The following is a 26351-nucleotide window of genomic DNA, read 5'->3' on the forward strand; positions in this document are numbered from 1 at the left end:
ACGTGTACGTCTCAGCGCGATCGGACTACGCCGTACGGGCGATGCTGGCGGTGGCCGAGCGCCACCCGGCGGTGGTGAAGGCGGCGGTGCTGGCCGCGAATCAGGACATCCCGTACTCGTTCCTCCAGGGCATCCTGCTGGACCTGCGCCGGGCCGGCCTGCTGCACAGTCTGCGCGGCGCGGACGGCGGGTACGCGTTGACCCGCGCGCCGGAGGGGATCACCGTGGGTGACGTGCTGCGCGCCACCGGCGGGGCGTTGACGACGGTCCGTGGCGCGCCCGCCGACGTCGCCACCTATCACGGCGTGGCCGCCGGGCTGGGGGAGGTGTGGTTGTCGGTGCATCGGGCGATCGAGGACGTGGTCGACCACACCACGCTGGCCGACCTGCTCGCGCCGGCGGTCGGGCTGGCGCGCGACGTCGTTGATCGGCCGCCCCGGGTGGCGTGACGGATCGGTGCGTCGAGCCGGTCGGACAGCCCCTCTGGGCAAGGCTTGAAAACCTGTCGAGTTAGTGGGATATTCGGTGCGCGGTCGGCGCGGACGATCAGACCTGCCGCGTCCGATGTGGAGTCGGGCGCGACGGGGGGATCGTCGCCGTGCCGGCCGGGCATCGGCGCCCGGTTCGCGACCGCCCCCACCACTGTTTCGGTACACGACAGCCCAAAACGGGCATATTCCCTATCTAATCGGTCGGATTTATATAGTGCGGTCACGCACTGGAGGAGGACGGGTTCCGATGAGGCACCGGATCAGAGCGGCCATCGCTCTCGCCATGGTCACCGGCGTGGCGCTGTCGGGCTGCGGCGGCGGTGACGCGGCCGGCGGCAGCTCCGCCACGTTGAGCATCGTCGGCTTCGCGGTACCCGAGGCGGCCAACAAGGCCATCGCCGCCGAGTGGAACAAGACCGAGGCGGGCGAGGGAGTCCGGTTCCGGACCTCGTACGGCGCCTCCGGCGACCAGAGCCGCGCCGTGGTGGCCGGCCTGAAGACCGACTACGTGCACTTCTCGGTGAGCAGCGACGTGACCCGTCTGGTCGACGCCGGACTGGTCGAGGAAACCTGGGACGACGGCCCGACCAAGGGCATCGTCTCGTCGTCGGTGGTGGTGCTCGCGGTCCGCGAGGGCAACCCGAAGAACATCCAGGGCTGGGACGACCTGGTCAAGCCCGGCATCGGCATCGTCACCCCGAACCCGGCGTCCTCGGGTGCCGCCCGGTGGAACGCCCTGGCCGCCTGGGGCCACATCGCCGCGAACGGCGGCACGGACGCCCAGGCGCAGGAGTACGTGACCAAGCTCTTCGGCAACGTCGTGTCGCTGCCGAACAGCGGACGGGACGCCACCACCACGTTCCTCGGTGGCACCGGTGACGTCCTGCTCGCGTACGAGAACGAGACGATCCTCGCCCGGCAGAACGGCGAGAAGCTGGACTGGGTCCTGCCGGAGACCACCATGCTGATCGAGAACCCGGGCGCGATCCTCAAGGACGCCGACCCCAAGGCTAAGGAGTGGCTGGACTTCGTGCTCGGCCCGCAGGGGCAGCGGCAGTTCGCGCTGACCGGCTTCCGGCCGATCATCGACGGCGTCGACACCAGCGGCGTCGAGGGCGCGATCGACCCGAACAACCCGTTCCCGGCCCCGCAGAAGCTGCTGACCGTGGAGAAGGACTTCGAGAGCTGGTCGGCGCTGTCGGAGAAGTTCTTCGACGAGAGTGACGGCATCGTGACCAAGATCATCGCGGCCTCCGGGAAGGCCAAGTGACCTCGGCGACCCTGGTTCCGGACCGGCCGGCGGGCAACCGCCGGTCGGCCCGGGCCGGCCTCCCGCTCACCTGGGTCTCCGGCCTCGGGCTCGGCGTGGCGATGGTCTGGTTCAGCCTGCTGGTCCTCATCCCGCTCGCCGCCGTCGTGGTGACCGCCAGCGAGGGCGGCTGGGATGGCTTCTGGCGGACGGTGACCAACGAGCAGACCGCCGCCACCCTCCGGCTGACCATCGGCACCGCGCTGCTGGTCACGCTGGTCAACGTCGTGATGGGCACGCTGATCGCCTGGGTGCTGGTGCGGGACCGGTTCTTCGGCAAGCGGGCGCTGGAGATCCTCATCGACGTCCCGTTCGCGCTGCCGACGATCGTCGCGGGCCTGGTGCTGCTGTCGCTGTACGGGCCGGACAGCCCGCTCGGCGTCAACATCGCCAACACCCGGATCGCGGTCTTCCTCGCCTTCCTCTTCGTCACGCTGCCGTTCATCGTGCGCACCGTGCAACCGGTGCTCTCCGAACTGGACCCGGACGCGGAGGAGGCGGCAGCGTCGCTGGGCGCGAGCCGGTTCACCACCTTCCGGCGGATCATCCTGCCCAGTCTCACGCCGGCCATCGCGGCGGGCGCCACCCTGTCGTTCGCCCGGGCCGTCGGCGAGTACGGCTCACTGGTCCTGCTCTCCGGCAACCTGCCGATGCGGACCGAGGTGGCCTCGGTCCGCATCCTCAGCAGCATCGAGAACGACAATCCCGACAGCGCGGCAGCGGTCGCCGTGGTGCTGCTGGCCGTGTCGTTGGCCGTCATCGTCGTACTCGACGTCATTCAGCGGAGGGTGATGCGCCGTGGCTGAACACCGCACCGTCGCGCGGAACCGCGTCGGCCGCCGTCCCGGCCGGTACGTCCTGCGGTTCGTCGTGACGGCGTACCTCTTCTTCCTGGTGGCCTGGCCGTTGTACCTGGTCGGACGGAACGCGTTCGCCGACGGCTTCGTCAACCTCAACGACATCCTGACCGACCCCGACGTGACCCACGCGTTGCAACTCACCGTGCTGGTCGCGGTCGTCGCGGTGGTCATCAACACCGTCTTCGGCGTCGGCATCTCGCTCCTGCTGGTCCGCTACGACTTCCCCGGCAAACGGACGCTGAACGCCCTGCTCGACATGCCGTTGTCGGTGTCGCCGATCGTCGTCGGCCTCGCGTTGATCCTGGTCTACGGCGGCCGGGAGGGCTGGTTCGGCCCGACACTCGAAGCAGCCGGATTCCAGATCATCTTCGCCGTGCCGGGCATGGTGATGGCCACCGTGTTCGTGGCGCTCCCGCTGGTCATCCGAGAGGTCGTCCCGGTCCTCCAGGAGGTCGGCGACGAGCAGGAACAGGCCGCCCGCAGTCTCGGCGCGAACGCCGTGCAGACGTTCCGCCGGATCACGCTGCCGGCGATCAAGTGGGGCGTGATCTACGGCGTCGTACTCAGCCTGGCCCGCTCGCTCGGTGAGTTCGGCGCGGTCAAGATCGTCTCCGGCAACGTGCTCGGCGCGACCCGGACGGCCACCCTCGTGGTCGAGGAGAAGTACCTGAACTTCGACAAGGGCGGCTCGTACGCCACCGCCTTCCTCCTCGCCCTCGTCGCCGTGGCCTGCATCATCGTCGTATCCGTCCTCAGGCCGAAGGAAGACCGTTGAGCATCGAGATTTCCCAGGTCGGTAAGCGTTTCGGAGACTTCGTCGCGCTCGACGACGTGTCGGTCAGCATCCCCGCCGGTCGGCTCACGGCGCTGCTCGGTCCCTCCGGCGGCGGAAAGTCCACGCTGCTGCGGATCGTCGCGGGACTGGAACGCGCCGACACCGGGCGGGTCGAGATCGACGGTGTGGACGCCACCCATCTGCCGCCGCAGAAGCGCAACGTCGGGTTCGTGTTCCAGCACTACGCGGCGTTCAAGCACCTGACCGTCCGACGCAACGTGGCCTTCGGGCTGGAGATCCGCAAGCGTGCCAAGGACGAGATCACCCGCCGGGTCGACGAGCTGTTGGCGCTCGTCCATCTCGGACAGTTCGCCGAACGGCTGCCGTCGCAGCTCTCCGGCGGCCAGCGTCAGCGGATGGCGCTGGCCCGCGCGCTGGCCGTCGAGCCCACGGTGCTGCTGCTCGACGAGCCGTTCGGTGCACTGGACGCGAAGGTCCGCAAGGAACTGCGTGACTGGCTGCGTCGCCTGCACGACGAGGTGCACGTCACCACCGTCTTCGTCACCCACGACCAGGAGGAGGCCCTGGAGGTCGCCGACGAGATCGTGGTGATCAACGAGGGCCGGGTGGAGCAGATCGGCTCGCCCGACGACCTGTACGACCGCCCGGCCAACGAGTTCGTGATGCGCTTCCTCGGCCCGGTCACCCAGCTCGGCGACGAACTGGTGCGCCCGCACGACCTCCAGCTCTCCGCCGACGGCGCGGACAGCGCCGGCGTGGTCGGCCGGGTCACCCGGGTCACCCGGATCGGCTTCGAGATCCGGGTCGAGGTCACCACCTCCGGCGGCCAGCCGGTGATCGTGACCCTCACCCGCAACGAGTTCCACGCGCTCGGGATCCAGGTCGACTCGCCGGTGCGGATCCGCATCACCCCGGGCAGCCCCACCACCACGGTCACCGCGCCCACCCAGCGCTCGGAGGAACCGACTCTCGCACCCTCGCACTAGCAAGCGCCTCGTCGGCCCCGACGCACACCGCGCACGATCGTGCCCGACACGACCGACGCGCACCGCGCACGACGCGCGCGCAAGATCATGCTCGATCCCGGATCGAGTGGCCTTCCCGCGACCACGTGGCCACTCGATCCGGGATCGAGTGCTGTCCGGGCCGGCGGTGTCCCGGAACGGCGGCGTGGTCCGGTCGGACGGCGAGATTGACGTCGGGCGCCGGTGAGGGCGAGACTAACCCTATTCAACCGATAGGATTCGCGGTCTTCGGTGGGAAGGTGGTCGACGGGATGACGCGTGTGATCCGGACGGACGAGGAGGCCGTCGAGGTCGCCCGGAAACTGGCGGCCCTCCTCGCCGACGAGGCCGGAGTCCGAGACCGGGAGCGTCGACTGCCCGAGGCCGAGGTGGCCGAGCTCTCCGCCTCCGGTCTGCTGGGCATCACGGTGCCTGCCGAGTTCGGTGGTGCCGAGGTCTCGGTCGCCACGCTGACCGAGGTGTTCCGGACGCTGGCGGCGGCCGATGCCAGCCTCGCCCAGATCCCGCACAGCCACGTCGTCTTCCTCCAGGCGCTGCGCCTGCAGGGCACCGAGGAGCAGCAACGGCGCTACTTCGCCGCCGCGCTGGCCGGGCAGCGGTTCGCCAACGCCCAGTCCGAGCGCGGCGGGCGGACCGTCGCCGACGATGCCACCACACTGCGTCGTCGGCCCGACGGCGGGTACGTGCTGGACGGCGAGAAGTTCTACTGCACCGGTGCGCTGTTCGCCGACTGGATCGTGGTCCGCGCCGTACTGGCCGACCCGGCCGAGCCCGACGGTCCCGCGGCTCCCGACGGTCCCGCTGCGTCCGGCGGCCCGGGTGCGTCCGGCGGCCCACCGTTGAAGATGCTGGCCTACCTGCCCCGGGACACTCCGGGGGTGACCGTGCGCGACGACTGGGACGGTATGGGGCAGCGCACCACCGCCAGCGGGACGGTGCTGCTGGCGCAGGTGGCGGTGGACGAGACGCAGGTGGTGCCGTACACGCCGATCTTCGGTGCGGCGACCACCTACGGCGCGCGCGCCCAGGTGCTGCACGCCGCGCTGGACACCGGGATCGCCCGGGGCGCGCTGGACGCCGCGGTGGCGCAGGTGGCCCGGGCCCGGCCGTGGTTCGAGTCCGGTGTCGACCGGGCCGCCGACGAGCCGCTGCTCATCCAGCAGGCCGGCGAGCTGGAGATCCTGGTACGCGGCGCGGAGGCGCTGCTGCGGGAGGCGGCGACCGCGATCGACGCGGCCGAGGCGGACCTGACCGACGACAGCACGGCGCGCGCCTCGGTGGCGACCGCCGTGGCGAAGGTGGCCGGCGCCCGCGCCTCGGTAGAGGTCTCCTCGGCCCTGTTCGATCTCGGCGGCACCCGCTCCGCCGCCGATGCGCTGAACCTGTCCCGGTACTGGCGCGACGCGCGCACCCACACGCTGCACGATCCGGCCCGGTGGAAGGTCCAGCACGTCGGTCGCTGGCTGCTCGACGGCACCCCGCCGCCGCGTCACGGCCAGCTCTGACCGGAGCGGCGCGTCGTCGGCGGGCCGGCGGGTCACCCGGTCACGTCCAGGCCGCGAGGAAGCGTCGTTCCAGGAGCCCGAGCAGGGTGTCGGCGAGCTTGCCCAGCACCGCCAGCAACACGATGGCGAGCAGGATCACGTCGGTGCGGCCGGTGTTCTGGCTGTCGATGAGCAGGAAGCCCAGCCCCATCGAGGAAGCGATCAGCTCGGCCGCGACCAGGAAGAGCCAGGACTGCGCCATGGCCAGGCGCAGCCCGGCCAGCACCGGCGGCGTGGCGGCGGGCAGCAGCACCGTGCCGAGCAGCCGTACGCCGGAGCGGCCGTACGCCCGGCCCACCTCGACCAGGTGCGGGTCGACGTGCCGGAGCGCGGCGGCCACGGTGGTGAAGACCGGGAAGAACGCCCCGATCGCGACCAGGGTGATCTTCGGGGTCTCACCGATGCCGAACCAGAGCAGCAGCAGCGGCACCCAGGCCAGTGACGGGATGGCCCGGACCGCCTGGATGGTCGGGCCGACCAGCGAGCGGGCCGCCCGGGAGAGCCCCACCAGGGCGCCCAGCACCAGTCCGGCGACGGATCCGGCGGTGAACCCGAGGAGGACCCGCTGCACGCTGATCGCCAGGTGCTGCCACAGCTCACCCCGGACGAGGAGTTCCCGCAGTGCCAGCAGCACGTCGTACGGCGGCGGCAGTTGCGCCCGCGAGTAGCCGCCGGAGGTGGCCAGCAGGTGCCAGCCGACGAGCAGCGCCACCGGGAGCAGCAGGCCGGCGGCGGCGTACCCCACCCGGGCGGTCCAGCTCTGGCCGGGACCGGCGGTGGCCGGAGCCGGCGGCTCGGCCGGGCGGGCCGGTGGCGGCTGCACCGCCACCGGACTGCCCGCGCTCACGGCTGCGCCCGCGCCTGGGCGAAGCGGGGCTCGAAGATGCTGTCCAGTGCCGCGCGGGCCTCGGCGTCGGTGCGGACGTTGCCGTCGGCGACCAGGATGGGCAGCACCCGTTCGAAGACCTGCCGTTGCGCCGCCCCCGGCACCGGGTCGACGTCGAACCGGGTCCGTTCGGCGAGCACCACCCGGGCGACGGCGGGGGAGACCTGCGACTCGCGGGCCAGCAGCTCCACCGCCTGGTCCGGGTGCGCGACGATCCACTGGCGAGCCCGCTCGTAGGCGTTCACCACCCGCTGCACCAGCTCGGGGTGGGTGGAGACGAACTCCTCGCGGGCGTTGAGCACGCCGTAGGTGTTGAAGGCGACGTTGCGGTAGAGCAGGGTGGAACCGGCGTCGACCTGGGTCTGCGCCATGTGCGGGTCGAGGCCGGCCCAGGCGTCCACGTCGCCGCGCTCCAGCGCGGTCTTGCCGTCGGCGTGCTGGAGGTTGACCACGGTGACGTCGCCTGGCGTCAGCCCGGCCTCGTCGAGCGCCTGCAACAGGAAGAAGTACGGGTCGGTGCCCTTCGTCGCGGCGACCCTGCGCCCCTTGAGCTGTGCGACCGAGGTGATCGCGGAACCCTTGGCGACCACGACCGCGGCCCATTCGGGCTGGCTGAACACGCCGACGGTCTTGATCGGCGAACCGTTGGCCCGGGCCACCAGGGCGGCGACACCGGCGGTCGAGCCGACGTCGAGCGCGCCGGCGCGCAGGTTCTCGTTGGCCTTGTTGCTGCCGGCGGACTGCAACCAGCTCACCGACACGCCCTCGTCGGCCAACTCCTCCTCCAACCAGCGCTGCTCGCGCAGCACCAGGCTCGCCGGGTTCCAGTACGCGTAGTCCAGACGCAACCGGGTCGTGCCGTCGGCCGCCGAGCCGCCGCTGTCCTCCCCGGCGACACAGCCGGTGAGCAGCAGGGCGGCGGCCAGCACGACGGCGACTGTCTTCCTCATGAACTCCTGCTTCCTTCGGGGGCGACGCCGAGACGGTCGAGTAGGTCGGTGCGCAGGGCGGCCGAGGCCGGCGAGCCGAGGTCGCGGGGCCGCACCCCGGGTACGGCGGTGACGTGCTGGACGGTCGATCCCTGTCCGGCCGGACCGGCGGGGCCGAGCACGACGATCCGGTCGGCCAGCCGCAGCGCCTCGTCGACGTCGTGGGTGACCAGCAGCACCGTGCTGCCGGCGGCGCGTTGCACCTGGCCGACCAGGTCCTGCATGCGCAACCGGGTGAGCGCGTCGAGGGCGGCGAACGGCTCGTCGAGCAGCAGGACGCCGGGTCGCCGGGCGAGTGCCCGGGCGAGCGCGGTGCGCTGGGCCATCCCGCCGGAGACCTGCCGCGGGCGGTGTTCGGTGAAGTCGCCCAGCCCCACCAGTTCCAGCCAGGCCCGGACGTCGGCGCGGGCGGTCGTCCGGTCGTGGCCGGGTGCGAGACCGAAGGCCACGTTGCCGGCCAGCGTCCGCCACGGCAGCAGGCGCGGGTCCTGGAAGACCATCGCGGTGCGGGCCGCGACCCCGCGCACCGCTCGACCGTCCACGGTGATCTCCCCGGCACTCGGCCGGTCCAGTCCGCCGACGAGGCGCAGCAGTGTCGACTTGCCGCACCCGGAGGCGCCGAGCAGCGCGATCACCTCACCGGCCTCGATCCGCAGGGTGACGTCGTCCAGCACCCGGTGCGTGCCGCGACGGCCGACGAAGGCGCGCCCCACCTGGCGCATCGAGACGGGTGCGGGTGCCGTGTGCAGCCCCGGCGCGAGTCGCGCGGCGCTCGTCGACATGCCACCTCCTTGCCTCGTCCGGTGGGTCGGCTCACAATACCCATATAACCAACCGGATGAGTAGGGTATATCTCGGGCGGGCCGGGAGGGTGGCTCCCGAAGGCAGGCGTCGCGCCCGGGTGGGACGCCGTCCACCTGGGCCTCCGCCGGGTCTCGGGTGGTTGCCGACGGAGGATCGACGTGAGAGGAGTGGCCTGTGAACGCGGTCACTGGCAGGGTGACGGTGTGGACACCCCGCGCTACCGTCCTGGCGCCGATCGGGCAGCCGCGCCCGGCGACCCGGCACCTCCCGCGTACCCGGTCGCCCGAGGCGGTCGGGCCGACGCCGGCCGAATCCATCCCCGACGGAGGGAACCCGACATGACCCGGCCCCACCCGCTTCCGGCGGCGACCCCAGACGTGCCCGAGGCCGCCGAGGCGCAGGTCGACGCCTTCACCCTCGAATGGCGGGAGTGGCACCGCCGCCACGAGGAGACCCTGGCCGCCCCGCACGGCTTCCTCGCCGTGACCGGGCTGCACTGGCTCACCGACCGCCCCGAGCGCGTCGCCGACCTGCCCGGACGGTGGCACACCGGTGCGGACGGCGTGGTGGTCGACCTCTCCGACGGTGAGGAACTCCTCGTCGACGGAGAGCCGGTGACCGGTCGCCACGAGTTCGGCCCGATCCCGGAGCGCGGCGGCGTCACCGTCGGATTCGACGGCGGCGTGCTGGAGATCGCCCGTCGGGGTGGGTACGACATCCTGCGTCCACGCCGCCCCGACCACCCACTGCGGACCGCCTTCCGGGGCACACCGACGTACCCGCCGACGACCCGCTGGGTCCTGTCCGGACGGTTCGTCCCCTTCGACAGCCCCCGGCCGACCACCGTCGGTGCCGCCGTCGAAGGACTCCAGCACGTCTACGACGCCCCCGGCACGATCGAGTTCACCGTGGACGGTGTGCCGCTGCGTCTGACCGCCTTCAACGGCTGGTCCCCGGGAAGCCTGTCGGTGCTGTTCACCGACGAGACCTCCGGCGTGACCACGTACGCCGCCAACCGGGCCCTGAGCGTCGACCCGCCCGACGAGCAGGGCCGGGTCACCGTGGACTTCAACCGCGCCACCAACCTGCCCTGCGCGTACACCGACTTCGCCACCTGCCCCCTGCCGCCGGCGGAGAACCGGCTGCCGGTCGCCGTCGAGGCCGGCGAGCAGATCCCGTACGAGCGGCGGGCGGACGGCGTGCCCCCACCGCAGCACAGCACCCCCGGGAGGAACTCGTGACACCCCCCACCGACGACCAGCCGCCCCTCGACGCCGAGACCGACGAGATCCGGACCCTGCTGCGGCACCAGGCCAGCACGGTCACGGTGGTGACCGCCCCGGGGACACCGGCGGTCGGGTTCACCGCCACCTCCTTCACGTCGGTGTCGTTGTCGCCGCCGGTCGTGTCGTTCTGCCTCCACCTCGGCTCGTCCAGTTGGCCCACGGTCGCCGCCGCCCGGCACGTCGGCGTCCACCTGCTCGCCCACCACCAGCAGGATCTCGCCCGCACGTTCGCCACCAGCGGCATCGACCGGTTCGCCGCGCCGACCCGGTGGCAGGCCGGCCCCGAGGGCGTACCGATCCTCGACGACACCCTCGCCTGGCTGCTGTGCCGGGTGATCGACCGGGTGACGGTCGGCAGCCACGCCATCGTGCTGGCCGAACCGGAACTGGTGCACAGCCCGGCCGCCGGATCGCCGCTGCTCTACCACCGGGGCCGCTACACCGGTCTGGTGCCCGGCAACGACGGCTGGGCCGGGCCGGTCGCGGCCTGACCATCGGCGCCGGACCCCGCCCCCGCGCCGTCCGAGGGCGTCGGGGATTCTCTCCTTCGTAACGCGGGCATGGGATCCTGGGACCACCCGGTGTGCCGGCGCCGGGGCCCGCACGGGCACCGTCGCCCGCCCACCGCGCCGTCGCGGCAGCCGGCCCGGTCGAGCCGACGAGGTGAGCTGATGGCCGTCGTCCTGGACACCGCGCAGCTACCGGTCCGCGACCGGGTCGAGGCGGTGCACGCCACGATGGCGTACGCCTCCGCGCCGTGCCACGTGATCCACGAGAATCCGAGCGGCGACGTGTACGCCCGGATGGCGCTCTGGGACCTCGGTGACGTCTCGGTCTTCACCACCGAGGCGTCCGGCATCCGGCTGCTGCGCACTCCCCGGCAGACGCGGCAGGACGTGACGCCGGTGGTGGCGCTCTCCGTGCAGCGGCGCGCCGACGGTCGGCAGGAGCAGGGCGGACGTCACGCGCTGGTCGCACCGGGCGGGCTGATGGGGATGGACCTCTCCGCCCCGTACGACTTCTCCTGGTCCGGCGACGGTGCGGCCGGATGTCTCCAGATCCCCATCGACCGGCTCGCGTTACCGGTGGACGTGATCCGGCGGGCCCTGGGCAACCTGCCGGCCAGCCCGCTCTATCCGCTGGTCGCCCGGCACGTCGTCGACGTGGTGGGGCGAGCGGACCGACTCGGCGCCGACCCGGCGGCACCGGTGCTGGGCGCGGCCAGTGTCGAGCTGGCCCGGGCGCTGCTCACCTCGGCGGCGTACGCCACCGCGCGGCACGTTCACGTGGACCGGGCCGGGACGCTGCTGACCCTCGTCCGGGCGTACGTCCGGCAGCACCTGGCCGACCCCGACCTGCGGCCGTCCACCATCGCGATGGCACACAACGTCTCCCTGCGCCACCTGTACAAGGTCTGCGCCCAGGCCGACTTCAGCCTGGAACAGTGGATCATCGGGGAGCGGTTGAAGGGCGCCGCCGAGGAGCTGCTCCGGCCGCAGAGCCGGAACCTGACCATCGCGGTGGTGGCCCGCCGCTGGGGGTTCGGCGACCCCACCCACTTCGCCCGGCGCTTCCGCGCGGCGTACGGGCTCACCCCGGGACAGTGGCGCCGGATGCACACCGACCTGCCGCGCTGAGGCACCGCCCGCCGGGCTCAGGACCCCGTCGGGAAGCGACTCGCCAGCTCGTGCCGGTACGGCGGATCGGCACCGGCCCGGGTGCAGGTCACGGCGGCCACCTCGACGCCGTACCGCAGCGCGGCCCGGACGTCGTCGTCGGACCACCCGGGCCCGGCGGTGGAGAGGGCGGCGAGCAGCCCGGCGGTGAAGGCGTCACCGGCGCCGATGGTGTCCGCCACCGCGACGACCGGCGCCGGCTGCCGGAATCCGCCCGTGCCGGAGGCGGCAGCCGCGCCCCCGACGCCGAGGGTGATCACGGCGAGCGTCACGCCGAGGTCGCGCCAGTGCCGCAGGACGTCCTCGTTCGTCCGGCCCGGATAGAGCCAGGCGACGTCCTCCTCGCTGGCCTTGAGCACGTGCGCGATCCGGGCCAGCGCGTCGACGCGGCTCCGGGCCGCGTCGACACCGCCGATCAGGCCGGGCCGGATGTTCGGGTCGACGCTGACGAGCGCGCCGCGCTCGCGCGCCGTCCGCAGGGCGGCGGCCAACCGGTCGGCGCCCGGGTGCAGGAACGCGGCCAGCGAGCCGGTGTGCACGATGCCCCGTCCGGCGACCGCCGGGGCCAGTTCCTCGGCGCGCCACTGCCAGTCGGCGGTGCCGTCGACGTAGAAGTCGTACGTGGCCACACCGGTCCCGGTCAGCGTGGCGATCCCCAGGGTGGCCGGCTCGTCGGCGTCGACTGCGTGCCGCAGGTCGACGCCGTTGGTCTCGGCGTGTGCGCGCAGCCGCCGACCGAAGCGGTTGGTGGAGAAGCGGGCGAGCAACGCGGTGGGTACGCCCAGCCGGGCCAGGCCCACGGCCACGTTGAGCGGGCTGCCACCGGGATGGGCGACGAACCGGCCGTCCGGCTCCTGCACCAGATCGACGACAGCCTCACCGACCACGGTCACCGCCGGGGCGGCGGACGACGGCTCCGGGTCGTCCGGGGCCGTCACCTCAGGCACCACCGGTGGCCGGCAGCGGTTCGCGTGCCACCAGGCCGGCCTCGGGTTCGTAGCGCACCGGCACCGGGTCGCTGATCTCGCCGACGAACGTCCCGTCACCGTGCTCGACGAAGCCCAGCAGTACCCAGCCGTCGTCGGTCGACAACAGCCGGGGCGCGTACAGGTGCGGCTGGGCGATCGGTCGGGCGGCGGCGATGTCCCATGGTCCGCGTACGGTCGGGGCGGTGGCCATCCAGAGCCGTTCCCGGGAGTCGCCGGGTGCGGTGGCCGGGTTGGTGCAGAACAGCAGCAGCGGCTGCCCCTCCACCACGGCGACCTGCGGCACTTCGAGGTGACCGAATCCGGCCGGTGGCGACAGCGGCGGTCGGACGGTCCAGTTCAGCAGGTCGGGCGAGGTGGCGTGACCGATGACGCCGCGTTCGGCGGCCGGGCCCTGGTTGCTGCGGGCGGTGATCAGCATGTGCCAGCCGTCGCCGTCCGGGTCGGCGAAGACCCACGGGTCACGCCAGGCCTGCTCGTACCACGCGTCCAGGTCGAGCAGCTCGTACCAGGTCGGGTCGGCCTCGAGCAGCGGGGTGTCGCCGTGCCGGTGCCAGGTCACCAGGTCGTCGGAGACGGCCAGCCCGATGCGTTGGACCAGGCCGTCCTCGGCGCGGCCGACACCGGTGTAGAAGAGATACCACCGCCCGTCCGGCCCGCGTACGGTGCTGCCGGTCCAGGTGGCCAGATCGTCCCAGCCCGGTGAGTCGGCGGGGACCAGCGCGTCCGGGAGCAGCCGCCAGTCGCGCAGGTCGGTGGAGACGGCGTGGCCGATCGTGGCGCGGCGGTGGCGACGGTCCGGGTCGAGGAGGGCCCGGGAGGCGCGCAGGAAGAACGCGTGCCACCGGCCGTCGTCGTCCTGGGCGTACCAGCTGTCCCACACCCAGTGGTCGGGCAGACGAAGCATGGCGGGGAAGGTATCACTAAATCGGTTTAGCCCGCGACCTCGGGGCGGAGTCGCTCTCCGTTCGCGGCATCGGGGTCCGCCCGGCCGGAGTCGCGACCGAACGCCGACGGCGCAGCGGCATCGGCACCAGGGCCGGGCCGGAGTCGTCCTTGTCGAGCAGCAGCTCCACCGCCCGGCGACCCATCTGCTCGTGCGGGATGGCGGCGGTGGAGAGCCCCGGGCGCAGCCAGGAGGCGATCGGATCGTCGTCGAAGGAGATCACCGAGATGTCGTCGGGGATGGTCAGGCCGGCCTCCCCGAGCGCCTGGTACGCGCCGAAGGCCAGCCGGTCGTTCATGCAGATGATGGCGCTCGGCCGGTCCGGGCGGGCGAGCAGGGCCTGCGTCGCGGTGTAGCCGTGCTCCGGCAGCCACTCGGTGCAGAAGCCCTCGGCGAACAGCGCGACACCGTCGGCGGCGAGCGTGCTCCGGATGCCGCGCAGCCGCGCCTCGGCGGCGAGGGAGATCTCCGGGTCGCGTTCCTTGGGTCGGTTGCGGCCGATCAGGGCGATCCGGTCCCGGTGGCCCCGGGCGAGCAGGGCCTCGGCGATCGTGGCGCCGGCCAACTCGTCGTCTGGCAGCACGCTCGGCAGCTCCTCCGAGCTGGTGGCGTTGAGCAGCACCACCGGGCCGTTCAGGATGGCCTTCGGCACGGTCAGCCGGCGGGTGGCCATCGCCGCGTAGATCACGCCGTCGACCTGGCGGTCGAGGATCGCCTCGATGGCGTACTGCTCGAACGACGCGTCACCCTGGGTCTCGGTGATCAGCAGGACGTGGTCGCGCTCGCGGGCGGCGTCCAGCGCGCCCCGGATCAGGCCGCCGGCGAAGCGGGTGGTGGCGACGATGTCCGAGACGAAGGCGATGGTCGCCGTCTTGCGGGTACGCAGACTGCGGGCGGCCACGTTCGGCCGGTAGCCGAGTTCCTCCGCCGCCGCGAAGACACGCTGGTGCGCCTCGGCGGAGAGTCGGGTGCCCTCCCGCCCGTTGAGCACCATCGAGGCTGCGGTCTTGGACAGCCCAGCCCGTCGCGCGACATCGGCCAGTGTTGCCCTGTTGCGGCCCATCAGTCCTCCGTTCGCGGTCGTCCGTACGACGCCGCCGTTGCCCATCATGATGGGTCGAGTCGCGTTCCGGCTCACCGGTGACCGGCCGGGTGTCGGCGAAGCCCCCTGGTGAACCCCTTGTTTCCGGACCGTTGCCAACTCGTCCTTGACAGGCCGGGGTGCCGCGCGCATGCTCTGCTAAATCAGTTTAGCGACGTTGTTTCGCCACTGCGGGGGCCGCTGTCACAGCGACCTCCGAGGTCATATCGGATACCGCGAGCCGAGGTCGGGTGCGCGACGCGCAGGCGTGGCGTTCACCGACCGTGGTGGCGAGCGTACCCCCGGTCGACGACCGGTGGGGACGTGCGGATGAGTCAAGGGAGCCATTGACGTGCGGGAGTTGTCCACCAGATTCACCCGTCGCCGGCTGGCACTGATGGTGCCACTACTCGCCGTCGGTCTGACGGCCACCGCCTGTAGCGCACCCGGTTCGGAACAGACCGCGCCGGAGGACTCCGGCGCCCCGGTCAGCACCGAGCTCGGGACCGACCCGATCACCCTGGAGATGTACGCGGAGACCGGCTTCCCGCTGGCCAAGGCGCTCGCCGACGAGTTCACCAAGCAGCACCCCAACGTCACGTTCAACATCCGCGAGGACCAGTTCACGGTCATCGTGGAAAACGCGCCCCGGGTGCTCGCCTCGGACAACGCGCCCGACATCATCCGGCTGCCCACCATGGTCGACCTGGTGAAGGACGGCCTGCTTAAGAACCTCGACCCGTACTTCGACGCGCACGGCTGGGACAAGTTCCCCGCCTCCCAGCTCGTCCAGCTCCGGCTCACCGACGGCGGCGCGGAGCGCGGCACCGGCTCGCTGTACGGCATGGGGCTCGGCTACAGCGTGACCGGCGTGTTCTACAACAAGAAGCAGGCCGAGCAGGTGGGCATGACCCAGCCGCCGGCCACCATCGCCGAGTTCGAGGACCTGTTGGCCAAGGCCAAGTCCGCCGACCTCCAGCCGATCATGCAGTTCAACAAGAACACCGCCGGCATCAACTTCCCGTACCAGGCGTTGCAGAACCAGTTCGGCGACCCGGCCCCGATCGCGGACTGGATCTTCCAGAAGCCGGGTGCCACCTTCGACACCCCCGCGTCGCTGAAGGCCGCCCAGACCATCGAGAAGTGGGCCAAGGCCGGCTACTTCCCGAAGGACGCCAACGCCATCGACTACACCGCGATGATGGGCGAGTTCCAGAAGGGCAACGGCCTGTTCATGTTCAACGGCGACTGGGAGTCGGCGAACCTGGACAAGAACATGGCCGGCGACGTCGGGTTCTTCCTCTTCCCCGGTGAGACCGCCGAGGCCAAGAACGTGGCGATGTCCGCGCCGAACACCTTCGGTGTCGGTGCCCGGGCCAAGAACGCCGACGCCGCGGCCTTCTTCCTCAACTGGGTGCACACCAACGACAAGGCCCGTGAGATCTCGGTCAACGTCGGCGGCTCGCACCCGGGCGGCCCGGCCGACCTGGCGCTGCCGCCGGTGACCGAGGGCACCGTCCTGGCCGAGACGCTGAAGGCGTCCCAGCAGCTCGGCGCCGACAACGGCGCGGTGGACTTCACCGCCAACGCCACCGGTGGCATCTTCGCCGCCGCCATCACCCCGGAGATGCAGAAGCTGATCGCCGGCCAGCAGAACCCGGAGGGCTACGTCAAGGCGGTCCAGGCCGAGTATGAGAAGGAACTCTCCCGATGACGTCTGCCCTCGGCAGCGTTCCCGCCGGGTCGGGCACCCCTGCCCGACCCGGCGGTGCGGACCCCCGTCCCGCCATGCGGCCCCACCGGAAGCGGTGGGGCCGCGTGGTGCGGTGGAGCGGCTGGCTCTGGGTCCTGCCCGCCCTGGCCATGTACGGCTTCTTCGTCCTGCGTCCGCTCGTGATGACCGTGCAGTACTCGCTCTACCGCTGGAACGGCATCGGGGCGGCCACCTGGGTCGGCCTGGACAACTACGTCACCGTCTTCACCGACCGCGACCTGCTGAAGATCATCGGTAACGCCTTCGTCCTGATCATCTTCTTCAGTTTCATCCCGGTCGTCCTCGGCCTGGTGGTGGCCAGCCTGGTCCGGCGCATCACCACCGGCCCCGGCGGCACGCTGGTCCGGACCGTGCTCTTCCTGCCGCAGGTGATCCCGCTGGTGGCGGCCGGTATCGCGTGGAGTTGGGTGCTGTCCAGCAACGGTCTGGTCAACCAGGCCCTGCGGGCCGTCGGGCTGGACGGCATCACCCGGGCCTGGCTCGGCGAGTTCAGCACCGCGCTGCCGTCGGTGGGCGTGATCGGCACCTGGATCATGCTCGGCCTCTGCACGATCCTGCTGGTCACCGGCATGAGCAAGATCGACCCGTCGCTGTACGAGGCGGCCCGGATGGACGGTGCCGGCCCGATCCGTGAGTTCTTCGCGGTGACCCTGCCCAGCCTCCGCCAGGAGATCGGCGTCTGCCTCACCGTGACCATCATCGCGGCCCTGGCCAGCTTCGACATCGTCTACATCTCGACCAGCGGCGGCCCGGGCATCCAGACCACCGTGCCGGGGCTGGAGATCTACCGGCTGGCCTTCTCCCAGCGCCAGGTCGGGCTCGCCTCGGCCCTGGGCGTGGTGCTGATGCTGCTGGTGCTGATCTGTGTGCTGCCCATCCAGCGGCTGACCCGGGGGGAGAAGCCATGAACATGACCACCCGCAGCGAGCGGCTGACCGGGCGGATCTTCCTGATCGCCCTGGTCGTCGTCACCCTGCTGCCGTTCCTGAGCATGCTCTCGGCGGCCCTGCAACCACGTGGCACCGTACCCACCGGTCTGGCCTGGCCCTCCGATCCACAGTGGGGAAACTTCGCCGACGCCTTCACCGCCGCGAACATGGGCGCCCTGCTGGGGTCCAGCATGCTGATCGTGGCCGGGGTGGTGCCGTTCGGCGTGATCATCGCGACCATGGCCGGCTTCGGCCTCGGGCACCTGCGGGTGGCCGGCGGTCACATCGCCTTCGGGTTGCTGCTGCTCGGTCTCACGCTGCCCTTCGAGGCGGTGGTGACCCCGCTGTACTACCAGATGCGGGACCTCGGTCTGCTGAACACCCGGTGGGCCATAATCCTGCCGCTGGTCGGCCTCTACATGCCGTTCGCGGTCTTCTGGATGCGCGCCCACTTCACCAACGTGCCGCGTGAGCTGTCCGAGGCCGCGCGCGTCGACGGCAGCAACACCTGGCAGCTGTTCTGGCGGGTGCACGTGCCGCTGGCCCGACCGGCCATCGCCTCGCTGACCATCCTGCTGTTCCTCTGGACCTGGAACCAGTTCCTGCTCGCCATCGTCATGGTCGACGACGCCACCAAACGGACCATGGCCGGTGCCCTCGGCGCGTTCCAGGGACAGTGGGGAACCGATCTGGTCTTGCTCTGCGCCGGATCGTTGCTCATCCTCACTCCGACGCTCATCGTGTTCCTGATCTTCCAGCGCCAGTTCATCAAGGCGCTCCTGCAGGGCTCCGTGAAGGGATGACGGGTTGAACGACACCCCGATCCACGGCCACGCCGACGAGGGCTTCGGGCCCGTCGCCGACGTGTTCCGGGACAACTTCGTCCACCGTGGGGAGGTCGGCGCCGCAGTCGCCGTCTACCTGCGGGGCACCAAGGTCGTGGACCTGTACGGAGGGCTGGCCGACCAGCGCTCCGGACGGCCCTGGACCGCCGACACCCCGGCCGTCGTCTTCTCGGTGACCAAGGGGATCATGGCGATCTGCGCCTACCTCCTGGTCCAGCAGGGCCGGCTCGACCTCGACGCCCCGGTCATCCGGTACTGGCCCGAGTTCGGTCGGCACGGCAAGGCCGAGATCCCGGTCCGCTGGCTGCTCACCCACCAGTCCGGACTGCCCACGCTGGACCGCGCCTTCACCCGGGCGGAGGTGCTCGCCTGGGACCCGGTGATCGAGGCGATCGAGGCACAGACCCCGCTGTGGCAGCCGGGTACGGCCCACAGCTATCACCCGATCACCTACGGCTGGCTGATCGGCGAGGTGATCCGCCGGATCACCGGGGAGATGCCCGGCACCTATCTCGCCCGGACCCTCGCCGAGCCGCTCGGTCTGCGTACCTGGGTCGGCCTGCCGCCCGCCGAGCGCGACGCGGTCGCCTGGATGCTGGCACCGCTCGGCGAGCCCTTCCCGGCCGGCGACCCGGTCGCCGACCGTGGGATCACCATGGGCGGCGCGTTCGCCTTCCCCGCCGACGCCGCCGGCCTGGTCAGCTTCAACGACCCGGCGATCCAGGCCGCCCAGATCCCCGGTGCGGGCGGGATCAGCACCGCCGAGTCGCTGGCCCGCCTCTACGCCGCCTGCGTCTCCGAGGTCGGCGGCGGACCGCTGCTCACCACCGCGTCCGTCGACGACGCCGTCACCGTCCGCGTCGCCGGCCAACAGGTGTACGGACTCCCCGACGTCGGACACCGCTGGGGGACCGGCTTCCTCGTCCACTCGACGCCGCGCCCGATGCTCGGCGAACGCAGCTTCGGCCACGACGGTGCGGGCGGACACCTCGCCTTCGGCGACGACCAGCACCGGGTCGGTTTCGGCTACGTGGTCAACCAGATGGGCGGCGTGGTCGACGAGCGGGCCAATCTGCTCGCCGCGGCCCTGCTCTCCTGCCTGAGCAAGTAGGCGGATCGGGTCGACGTCACGGCCGACGAGCCGTGACGTCGACCCCGCCGTCACCCGTCCGGCGTGGTGCGGCCCGTCCGACCTGACCGGCCCGTGCGGCGCAGGGCGCTGACCACCAGCAGGGGTGCGAACGCCTCCGCGCCGGCCGCCACCCGCTCGGCCAGACCGACCCGCCCGCCGTCGGCCGCCATCTCGGCAACGAACCAGGCCACGGCCAGCAGCAGCCCGACCGCCAGCGCCACCCACGGCGCCCGTTGCCCCGCCGCCCGTTGCCCCGCCGCCCGTGCTGCGGCCGGCCAGAGTGCCAGCGCGCCGAAGGCCACGGCGGCGGCGAGCGTGTGGGGCACCGACCCGCCACCGTCGGCCGGGAGCGGGAACACCGCCACCGCCAGGGTCGCCACCCCGCCGAGGGCCAGTAGCACCCGCCCGGCGGGTGCGAGGGGACGCAGCCCGACGGCGGTCACACAGTGGCAGAGCCCGAGACCGGCCAGCGCGACCGTCATGATCCACCGGTCGGTAGCGCCGACGGCGGCGAGTGCGCTGATCGTCCCGGTGACCTGGTCGAATCCGCCCGGTTGGCGGGCCGCGCCCAGCGTCCACCCACCGATCAGGAGGATCGGTGCCGCCACGGCGGAGACCAGCGCCCATCCCGGTACGACTCGCATCCCCGCACCGTACGTGCCGTCCCGCCGCTCCCACGCCACCGGCACGGACCAGGCCGCGCCGTCCGCGCGCCGTTGCCCGGCGTCAGTCCCGTCGATCATGGAGTCGTGGCGTGCAGGAAAGCCATCTACCGGTGCAATTCGGCAGCCACCACTCCATGATCGACGAGGCGATGCCGGGGGAGCGGCGGGGGTGGCGCCCCCTCGGCGGAGGGCGGGAGGGCCGGGAGGGCCGGGGGGAGCTGGGGGGAGTCGTTCGGGTCGCGTGGACCACGAACGAGGCTCGCCGGCCGCGAGATCGATCGCGGCCGGCGAGCCCGGACGGTGCCTCTTGAGCGGTGTGTCAGCCCTTCCGCTGGGCCAGCAGCCACTGGAGGATGTTGCGGTCCTCGTACGTCGGGCCGTAGGCGGCGTGGTAGTCGGGCAGGGAGAACGCGTCGTTGCCGTACTCGGTGTAGTGCAGCAGCTTGGCGATCTGCGCGGGCGTCTTGCCCTGGGCCTCGTAGGCCGCGCGCAGGGCGGTGTGCGTGTTGCGGGCGAGCGAGATGTTGAGCAGGTGGTCGTTCACCCCGTGGGTGATCCAGAGCGGCACCTCGCCGGCGGCGATGGCCTTGGCCTGGTCGGCGCCGACCTGGAAGCCGCCGGTCACCAGACCACCGGCGAACAGGTCGGGACGCTTCGCGAACGCCTCCCAGAGCAGCCGGGAGCCGTACGACACGGTGGTGGCGTAGACCCGGTCGGTGTCCACCGCGTGGTCCTTGACGAACTGGTCGACCAGCCGGATCAGCAGGTCGCCCTCGGCGGGCAGGCCGACCCGCTGGTTCTGCGGGGCAAGCACGATGACGTCCTCGCGGCTGCCGGTCCAGCTCGACTGGAGCCAGGCGGTGGCCGGGATGTCGGCGGCGATCTGGACGCCCAGGTTGTCGCCGTCCCAGCCCATGCCGTGCCCGGGCAGGACGACCATCAGCGGGTACTTCTTGCCGGGCTGGTAGTTCTTCGGCAGGTGGTAGTGGTACGGCAGCACCATGCCGCTGCTCAGGTACGAGCCGTACTGGAAGTCGTCGACGAGCAGGTTCACCGGCTCCTCGGTGACCCCACGCGGGGTCTTCGGGGCGGCCTTGGCCTGCACCGGGCCCTTGCCCTTGCCCTTACCGGGCTGGGCGTGCACGTCCTTGCGCTGGGTCACCCGGGTGGGCAACTCGGTGTTGACCTTCACGCTGCACAGGAAGGTCGGGCACTTGGAGACGATGACGGTCCAGCCGAGGTTCTCGGCGGGGTCCAGCTCGACGATGACGTACCGACCGTCCACCGAACGACGGTCCGCGCGGGTGGTCGGCGCGCTGTTCGTGTAGGTGTGGGTGACCTTGCGGTCGGCCAGCTTCGGCAGGTCTTCCATCTGGTTGAAGCGGAAGTTGTAGACGGTGTCGGAGACCGAGAAGGTGGAGTTGTCGAGCTCGCGGGGGTTCACCGTCTGCGGGTACTCGACGGCGACGGCGGAGACCTTCTGGCCGTACGTGTAGACGGTGGTGATCGGTGTGACACTGCGGATGCCCCCGGTGTTGCCACCGGGACCCTTCGACGCGGCGTACGCGGCCGTGCCGGAGGTGGCGAGAAGTGCCACCGCCGCCACGGCGGTGAGCGTCCTTCGCAGTCTCATCGGTCCTCCTTGTTGGACGCGTCCGGCTGCCGCGGGCGGGTCCCGTGGCAGCGCCCCGGACCGGTTGCGGTGGTGTGGGGGAGGACGGGCGCTAAACTGATTTAGCAGAGCATCGACGTCCGGCTGGGCGATGTCAAGACCGCGCTGGTGACGGCACGGGGACCGACCGTGCGCCCCCTGGCCGCAGACGCGCCTGCGGTGAAGTCCGGACCGGCGTGCCGGGTGCGACCCCGCCCCTCCGGTCCGTCGTGGAGCGTGAGGCGCGGCCGGTCACACTGTGTGATCGCCGGGTGGGTGTCCGTCGACCGGGTGATCCGTTTTCCTTTGCGTGTCGACGGATGCGACTGCCGGTGTCCGGACCGTCGCCCCGGGCCACCGGTTGGCGTATTCTCTGCTCTCGATGGATGTTATTCGGGTGGCCGGTGCGAACGCGCGACTTCCTTCGATGTGCAACGCCTTGAACTGGGGTGATTCGGCCGACCGGTGGAGCCTCGGCTTCGTTACGAGAACGTGACCGGTGGATTTCCGGCGAGGTGTTGACCCGGGCAATGTGAGCGCTAACACTTGGGCCCCGAAGTGCGATCCACGCAGCCGGTGCGACGGCGCGAGTTCCAGATTGGGGAAGCCAGTGAGCAGAAGAATTCTGGCCGCTCTCGGTAGCGCCGCCCTGGCGCTGAGTATGGCGGCGTGTAGTGGCGACGGTGCCGGAAGTGGCAACACCAGCGACGAGAAGCCGTCCGACCTCACCATCGGCGTCTCGATGCCGACCCAGACCTCCGAGCGGTGGATCGCCGACGGCAACTCCGTCAAGGAGAAGCTGGAGGCCAAGGGCTACAAGGTCGACCTCCAGTACGCCGGTGACGACATCCCGACCCAGTCGCAGCAGGTCGACCAGATGATCACGCGCGGTGCCGACGTGCTGATCATCGCCGCGATCGACGGCACCGCCCTGAGCGGACAGCTCCAGGCGGCGGCCGACGCGAAGATCCCGGTCATCTCCTACGACCGGCTCATCCGGGACAGCCCGAACGTCGACTTCTATGTCAGCTTCGACAACTACAAGGTCGGCGTGGCCCAGGCCAGCGCCCTCCTGGTCGGCCTCGGCCTGCAGACCAAGGACGGCGGCAAGGGCGAGGCGACCGGGCCGTTCAACATCGAGCTGTTCGCCGGGTCGCTGGACGACAACAACGCCCACTTCTTCTTCGACGGTGCGATGGACACCCTCAAGCCGTTCCTCGACGCCGGCACGCTCAAGGTGAAGTCCGGGCAGACCAAGATCGAGCAGGTGGCGATCCTGCGGTGGCAGCAGGAGGCCGCGCAGAAGCGCATGGAGGACCTGCTGACCTCCAGCTACAACGACAACAGCAAGATCGACGGCGTGCTGTCGCCGTACGACGGCATCTCGCGCGGCATCATCACCGCGCTGCAGAACGCCGGCTACCGGGGTGCCGACGAGATCCCGGTCGTCACCGGGCAGGACGCCGAGATCGCCTCGGTCAAGCTGATCGACGACGGCATCCAGAGCTCCACCATCTTCAAGGACACCCGCCTGCTGGCCGATCAGGCCGTGGTCGCCGGTGAGGCGTTCCTCCAGGAGAAGACGCCCGAGGCCAACGACAGCGAGACCTACAACAACGGTGTCAAGGTCGTCCCGTCGTACCTGCTGCCGGTCGAGACCGTCTTCAAGGACGACATCCAGAAGGTGCTGATCGACTCCGGTTACTTCACCGCGGAGGAGGTCGCCGCCGGTCAGGCCAAGAGCTGACGGCGACACCCCCCGGGGGCTCGGCGGCGGTGTCCGCCGCCGAGCCCCACCCGCATCGACCACCCACGACAGACCTCACGACACAGATCGCCAGGACGGTGCAGATGGACGACAACATCCTCGAGATGCGTCACATCACCAAGACCTTCCCCGGGGTGGCGGCGCTCCAGGACGTCTCCCTCGCCGTACGCCGGGGGGAGATCCACGCCATCTGCGGCGAGAACGGCGCCGGCAAGTCCACCCTGATGAAGGTGCTGTCGGGCGTCTACCCGTCCGGCAGCTACGACGGTGAGATCCTCTTCGACGGCGCCCCGGTGCACTTCCGTGGCATCCGGGACAGCGAGGACCGGGGCATCGTCATCATCCACCAGGAACTCGCGCTGGTGCCGTACCTCTCGATCGCCGAGAACATCTTCCTCGGCAACGAGCGCCGTGGCCGCAGCGGCCTGATCGACTGGAACCGCACCAACGCCGAGGCCGCAGAACTGCTCGCCTCGGTCGGGCTGCCGGAGAACCCGGTGACCCCGGTGGTGCAGCTCGGCGTCGGCAAGCAGCAACTGGTCGAGATCGCCAAGGCGATCTCGAAGAAGGTCCGGCTGCTGATCCTGGACGAGCCGACCGCCGCGCTCAACGACGTCGACTCGGCGCATCTGCTCGACCTGATGCGCCGGCTGCGCGACCAGGGCATCACCTGCATCATGATCTCGCACAAGCTCAACGAGATCACCGCCATCGCCGACTCGACCACGGTCCTGCGCGACGGCCGCACGGTGGAACGCCTGGAGATGGCCTCCGGCGAGGTCACCCAGGAACGGATCATCCGTGGCATGGTCGGCCGCGACCTGGACAGCTTCTATCCCGACCGGGTCTCGTCACCGGGCGCGGAGGTGCTGCGGATCGAGGACTGGTCGGTGCGGCATCCGACCCAGGACCGGCTGGTCGTCCAGAACGCCGGCCTGAACGTCCGCGCCGGTGAGGTGGTCGGCATCGCCGGGCTGATGGGGGCCGGGCGGACCGAGTTGGCCATGAGCGTCTTCGGACGGTCGTACGGTCGGGACATCTCCGGGCGGCTGGTCATGCACGGCCGCGAGATCCGGGCACGGTCCGTCGCGGAGGCGATCCGCAACGGCATCGCGTACGCCACCGAGGACCGCAAGCGGTACGGCCTCAACCTCATCGACGACATCCGCCACAACGTCTCCGCGGCGGGCCTGCGCAAGCTCGCCCACCTCGGATGGGTGCACGACAACGAGGAGACCAAGGTCGCCGAGACCAGCCGGCGCGACATGCACATCAAGGCGCCGAGCGTGATGTCGGTCGTGGGCAAGCTCTCCGGCGGCAACCAGCAGAAGGTCGTGCTGTCGAAGTGGCTCTTCACCGACCCGGACGTGCTGATCCTGGACGAGCCGACCCGGGGCATCGACGTCGGCGCGAAGTTCGAGATCTACACGATCGTCAACCAGTTGGTCGCCGCCGGTAAGGCGGTGATCATCATCAGCTCGGAGCTGCCCGAGCTGCTCGGCATGTGCGACCGCATCTACACGATGTCGGCGGGGCGGATCACCGGCATGGTGCCGGTCGGCGAGGCCACCCAGGAGAAGCTCATGGAACTCATGGCGAAGGACAAGGAAACCGTCGGATGACCAGCACCAAGCCCTCCTCGGTGTCGAAGGGCCCGTCGACCGAGAGTGCTCCCGCCGCCGCGCTGCACGTCGGCAGCAGCGACCCCCGTACGTTCATCATGAACAACCTGCGGCAGAGCGGCATCTTCGTCGCCCTCGTCGTCATCGTCGCGCTCTTCGCGTTCCTCACCGACGGACTGTCGCTGAGCCCGGGCAACATCACCAACATCGTCCTCCAGTACTCGTACATCCTGGTGCTCGCGATCGGCATGGTCATCGTGATCATCGGCGGGCACATCGACCTGTCGGTCGGCTCGGTGGTCGCGTTGACCGGCGCGGTCTCCGCCGTGGTGGTGATCCGGCAGGGCCAACCCTGGTGGATGGGCGTGGTGGCCGCGCTGCTGGTCGGGTTGGCGGTCGGCGCGTGGCACGGCTTCTGGGTCGCGTACGTCGGCATTCCCGCCTTCATCGTGACCCTGGCCGGCATGCTGCTGTTCCGTGGTCTCACCCTGCGGGTGCTGGACAACATCTCGCTGTCGCCGTTCCCGGCCGAGTACAACAGGATCGCCGCGGGCTTCCTCAACGGACTCATCGGCGGCGACGGGTACGACGCCTTCACACTCCTCATCGGCGCCATCGCGGTGGCCGGTTACGTGGTGAGCTGCTTCCGCACCCGGGTGGCGCGCATCCGCTACCAGCAGCCGGTCGAGTCCTTCGCGCTGTTCGTCGCCCGGATGGTGCTTGTCGGCGCGGTGGTCATGTACTTCGCCTGGCAGCTCGCGAACGCCCGGGGTCTGCCCATCGTGCTGATCATCCTCGCCGCCCTGGTGCTGGTCTACGGCATGCTCACCCGGCGGACCGTCTTCGGTCGCCAGGTGTACGCCATCGGCGGCAACCTTCCCGCGGCGATGCTGTCGGGCGTCAAGGTGAAGTCCGTCAACTTCTGGATCTTCGTCAACATGGGCTTCCTGTCGGCCGTGGCCGGCATCATCTTCTCCTCACGCTCCAACGGCGCGCAGCCCGCCGCAGGCAACATGTTCGAACTCGACGCGATCGCGGCGGCCTTCATCGGCGGCGCGGCCGTCACCGGTGGGGTCGGCACGGTCGTCGGCGCGATGGTCGGTGGTCTGATCATGGCGGTGATGAGCAACGGCATGCAGCTGATGGGCGTGGACCAGTCGATGCAGTCGGTGGTGAAGGGACTGGTGCTGCTCGTCGCCGTCGCCTTCGACGTCTACAACAAGCGGCGTGCCGGCGCGAGTCGCTGATCGACGGGCGCGGGTCGACCGGTCCACGGTCGACCCGCG

At 70.9% G+C, this 26351-nt stretch carries 24 protein-coding genes; 16 read left to right on the plus strand and 8 right to left on the minus strand.

The features are described from left to right. Nucleotides 1-2: 2 nt before the first annotated feature. The 6 genes from HUT12_RS15415 (at nt 3) to HUT12_RS15440 (ending at nt 5986) form a co-directional block, all read left to right on the plus strand. Nucleotides 3-449 carry an Rrf2 family transcriptional regulator gene (locus HUT12_RS15415; protein ID WP_131052169.1) on the plus strand — a complete coding sequence of 149 codons (447 nt, stop codon included), beginning with the start codon at nt 3-5 and terminating at the stop codon, nt 447-449. A 289-nt stretch (nt 450-738) separates the two neighbouring features. Beyond that, nucleotides 739-1761, plus strand: coding sequence for a sulfate ABC transporter substrate-binding protein (locus HUT12_RS15420; protein ID WP_176093819.1), 1023 nt, complete (start codon nt 739-741; stop codon nt 1759-1761). Further along, nucleotides 1758-2606, plus strand: coding sequence for a sulfate ABC transporter permease subunit CysT (cysT, locus tag HUT12_RS15425; protein ID WP_176093820.1), 849 nt, complete (start codon nt 1758-1760; stop codon nt 2604-2606). The genes HUT12_RS15420 and cysT overlap by 4 nt, the downstream gene beginning before the upstream one ends. Beyond that, entirely contained in the window at nt 2599-3435 is an 837-nt protein-coding gene (locus HUT12_RS15430; RefSeq protein ID WP_131052163.1) for a sulfate ABC transporter permease, read from the plus strand. The genes cysT and HUT12_RS15430 overlap by 8 nt, the downstream gene beginning before the upstream one ends. Continuing rightward, on the plus strand, nt 3432-4442 hold the full coding sequence (locus HUT12_RS15435; protein ID WP_131052164.1) for a sulfate/molybdate ABC transporter ATP-binding protein: 1011 nt from the start codon (nt 3432-3434) through the stop codon (nt 4440-4442). Before HUT12_RS15430 ends, HUT12_RS15435 begins: the two co-directional genes overlap by 4 nt. A 290-nt stretch (nt 4443-4732) precedes the next feature. Next, a complete protein-coding gene (locus HUT12_RS15440; RefSeq protein ID WP_176093821.1) occupies nt 4733-5986 on the plus strand; it encodes an acyl-CoA dehydrogenase family protein in 1254 nt (417 codons plus the stop codon). Between the two features lie 40 nt (nt 5987-6026). On the opposite strand, the gene HUT12_RS15445 is transcribed toward HUT12_RS15440, so the two are convergent. Genes HUT12_RS15445 through HUT12_RS15455 form a run of 3 tightly spaced genes read right to left on the minus strand, consistent with a single transcriptional unit; the run spans nt 6027 to nt 8682 of the window. Next, complete coding sequence (locus tag HUT12_RS15445; protein WP_217706005.1) at nt 6027-6872, minus strand: ABC transporter permease; 846 nt, start codon at nt 6870-6872, stop codon at nt 6027-6029. Next, nucleotides 6869-7861 carry an aliphatic sulfonate ABC transporter substrate-binding protein gene (locus HUT12_RS15450; RefSeq protein WP_176093822.1) on the minus strand — a complete coding sequence of 331 codons (993 nt, stop codon included), beginning with the start codon at nt 7859-7861 and terminating at the stop codon, nt 6869-6871. Before HUT12_RS15450 ends, HUT12_RS15445 begins: the two co-directional genes overlap by 4 nt. Beyond that, the gene (locus HUT12_RS15455) at nt 7858-8682 is read right to left on the minus strand and encodes an ABC transporter ATP-binding protein (RefSeq protein ID WP_176093823.1); all 825 of its coding nucleotides are present in this window, start codon (nt 8680-8682) and stop codon (nt 7858-7860) included. The genes HUT12_RS15450 and HUT12_RS15455 overlap by 4 nt, the downstream gene beginning before the upstream one ends. Before the next feature lie 360 nt (nt 8683-9042). Between HUT12_RS15455 and HUT12_RS15460 the strand changes: the two genes are divergently transcribed. The 3 genes from HUT12_RS15460 to HUT12_RS15470 all read left to right on the plus strand — a co-directional run bounded on the left by HUT12_RS15460 (nt 9043) and on the right by HUT12_RS15470 (nt 11627). Beyond that, on the plus strand, nt 9043-9945 hold the full coding sequence (locus tag HUT12_RS15460) for a DUF1684 domain-containing protein (protein WP_131053707.1): 903 nt from the start codon (nt 9043-9045) through the stop codon (nt 9943-9945). Further along, the gene (locus tag HUT12_RS15465; RefSeq protein ID WP_176093824.1) at nt 9942-10481 is read left to right on the plus strand and encodes a flavin reductase family protein; all 540 of its coding nucleotides are present in this window, start codon (nt 9942-9944) and stop codon (nt 10479-10481) included. Before HUT12_RS15460 ends, HUT12_RS15465 begins: the two co-directional genes overlap by 4 nt. 180 nt (nt 10482-10661) lie before the next feature. Then, nucleotides 10662-11627, plus strand: coding sequence for a helix-turn-helix domain-containing protein (locus HUT12_RS15470; RefSeq protein ID WP_176093825.1), 966 nt, complete (start codon nt 10662-10664; stop codon nt 11625-11627). Nucleotides 11628-11644: 17 nt separating this feature from the next. Here the strand turns inward: HUT12_RS15470 and HUT12_RS15475 are convergent, their stop codons facing one another. Genes HUT12_RS15475 through HUT12_RS15485 form a run of 3 tightly spaced genes read right to left on the minus strand, consistent with a single transcriptional unit; the run spans nt 11645 to nt 14661 of the window. Continuing rightward, nucleotides 11645-12604, minus strand: coding sequence for a carbohydrate kinase (locus tag HUT12_RS15475; protein WP_254876832.1), 960 nt, complete (start codon nt 12602-12604; stop codon nt 11645-11647). Nucleotide 12605: 1 nt separating this feature from the next. Continuing rightward, nucleotides 12606-13559 (minus strand): glycoside hydrolase family 68 protein, encoded by a 954-nt coding sequence (locus HUT12_RS15480; RefSeq protein WP_176093826.1) that lies wholly within the window; start codon nt 13557-13559, stop codon nt 12606-12608. Nucleotides 13560-13575: 16 nt separating this feature from the next. Beyond that, nucleotides 13576-14661 (minus strand): LacI family DNA-binding transcriptional regulator, encoded by a 1086-nt coding sequence (locus HUT12_RS15485; protein WP_176093827.1) that lies wholly within the window; start codon nt 14659-14661, stop codon nt 13576-13578. 370 nt (nt 14662-15031) lie between these two features. On the opposite strand from HUT12_RS15485, the gene HUT12_RS15490 reads away from it, so the two are divergent. From HUT12_RS15490 to HUT12_RS15505, 4 genes are read left to right on the plus strand one after another with little or no spacing between them, the layout of a single operon-like run. Then, nucleotides 15032-16393 carry an ABC transporter substrate-binding protein gene (locus HUT12_RS15490; RefSeq protein WP_176093828.1) on the plus strand — a complete coding sequence of 454 codons (1362 nt, stop codon included), beginning with the start codon at nt 15032-15034 and terminating at the stop codon, nt 16391-16393. Continuing rightward, entirely contained in the window at nt 16390-17361 is a 972-nt protein-coding gene (locus HUT12_RS15495) for a carbohydrate ABC transporter permease (RefSeq protein WP_176093829.1), read from the plus strand. Before HUT12_RS15490 ends, HUT12_RS15495 begins: the two co-directional genes overlap by 4 nt. Further along, nucleotides 17358-18185 carry a carbohydrate ABC transporter permease gene (locus HUT12_RS15500; protein ID WP_176093830.1) on the plus strand — a complete coding sequence of 276 codons (828 nt, stop codon included), beginning with the start codon at nt 17358-17360 and terminating at the stop codon, nt 18183-18185. Before HUT12_RS15495 ends, HUT12_RS15500 begins: the two co-directional genes overlap by 4 nt. 4 nt (nt 18186-18189) lie before the next feature. After that, entirely contained in the window at nt 18190-19338 is a 1149-nt protein-coding gene (locus tag HUT12_RS15505; RefSeq protein WP_176093831.1) for a serine hydrolase domain-containing protein, read from the plus strand. A 50-nt stretch (nt 19339-19388) separates the two neighbouring features. Here HUT12_RS15505 and HUT12_RS15510 read toward each other — a convergent pair whose 3' ends face one another. After that, entirely contained in the window at nt 19389-20102 is a 714-nt protein-coding gene (locus tag HUT12_RS15510) for a DUF998 domain-containing protein (RefSeq protein WP_217706006.1), read from the minus strand. A gap of 241 nt (nt 20103-20343) precedes the next feature. Then, nucleotides 20344-21657, minus strand: coding sequence for a hypothetical protein (locus HUT12_RS15515; protein WP_131052437.1), 1314 nt, complete (start codon nt 21655-21657; stop codon nt 20344-20346). 628 nt (nt 21658-22285) lie between these two features. Here HUT12_RS15515 and chvE point away from each other — a divergent pair. From chvE to mmsB, 3 genes are all read left to right on the plus strand, one after another. Next, a complete protein-coding gene (chvE, locus tag HUT12_RS15520; RefSeq protein ID WP_131052436.1) occupies nt 22286-23422 on the plus strand; it encodes a multiple monosaccharide ABC transporter substrate-binding protein in 1137 nt (378 codons plus the stop codon). A 104-nt stretch (nt 23423-23526) separates the two neighbouring features. Then, nucleotides 23527-25065 (plus strand): multiple monosaccharide ABC transporter ATP-binding protein, encoded by a 1539-nt coding sequence (gene mmsA, locus HUT12_RS15525; RefSeq protein ID WP_131052435.1) that lies wholly within the window; start codon nt 23527-23529, stop codon nt 25063-25065. Next, entirely contained in the window at nt 25062-26312 is a 1251-nt protein-coding gene (mmsB, locus tag HUT12_RS15530) for a multiple monosaccharide ABC transporter permease (RefSeq protein ID WP_131052434.1), read from the plus strand. Before mmsA ends, mmsB begins: the two co-directional genes overlap by 4 nt. Nucleotides 26313-26351 lie beyond the last annotated feature (39 nt).

This window comes from Verrucosispora sp. NA02020 (assembly GCF_013364215.1).
GTDB lineage: Bacteria > Actinomycetota > Actinomycetes > Mycobacteriales > Micromonosporaceae > Micromonospora.

Coding starts and splice junctions, on each gene's coding strand:
- HUT12_RS15470 (WP_176093825.1), top strand. CDS start 10,662: ATGGCCGTCGTCCTGGACACCGCGCAGCTACCGGTCCGCGACCGGGTC.
- HUT12_RS15450 (WP_176093822.1), bottom strand. CDS start 7,861: ATGAGGAAGACAGTCGCCGTCGTGCTGGCCGCCGCCCTGCTGCTCACC.
- mmsA (WP_131052435.1), top strand. CDS start 23,527: ATGGACGACAACATCCTCGAGATGCGTCACATCACCAAGACCTTCCCC.
- HUT12_RS15515 (WP_131052437.1), bottom strand. CDS start 21,657: ATGAGACTGCGAAGGACGCTCACCGCCGTGGCGGCGGTGGCACTTCTC.
- HUT12_RS15510 (WP_217706006.1), bottom strand. CDS start 20,102: ATGATCGACGGGACTGACGCCGGGCAACGGCGCGCGGACGGCGCGGCC.
- HUT12_RS15420 (WP_176093819.1), top strand. CDS start 739: ATGAGGCACCGGATCAGAGCGGCCATCGCTCTCGCCATGGTCACCGGC.
- HUT12_RS15500 (WP_176093830.1), top strand. CDS start 17,358: ATGAACATGACCACCCGCAGCGAGCGGCTGACCGGGCGGATCTTCCTG.
- HUT12_RS15460 (WP_131053707.1), top strand. CDS start 9,043: ATGACCCGGCCCCACCCGCTTCCGGCGGCGACCCCAGACGTGCCCGAG.
- HUT12_RS15495 (WP_176093829.1), top strand. CDS start 16,390: ATGACGTCTGCCCTCGGCAGCGTTCCCGCCGGGTCGGGCACCCCTGCC.
- HUT12_RS15440 (WP_176093821.1), top strand. CDS start 4,733: ATGACGCGTGTGATCCGGACGGACGAGGAGGCCGTCGAGGTCGCCCGG.
- HUT12_RS15485 (WP_176093827.1), bottom strand. CDS start 14,661: ATGGGCCGCAACAGGGCAACACTGGCCGATGTCGCGCGACGGGCTGGG.
- mmsB (WP_131052434.1), top strand. CDS start 25,062: ATGACCAGCACCAAGCCCTCCTCGGTGTCGAAGGGCCCGTCGACCGAG.
- HUT12_RS15455 (WP_176093823.1), bottom strand. CDS start 8,682: ATGTCGACGAGCGCCGCGCGACTCGCGCCGGGGCTGCACACGGCACCC.
- HUT12_RS15480 (WP_176093826.1), bottom strand. CDS start 13,559: ATGCTTCGTCTGCCCGACCACTGGGTGTGGGACAGCTGGTACGCCCAG.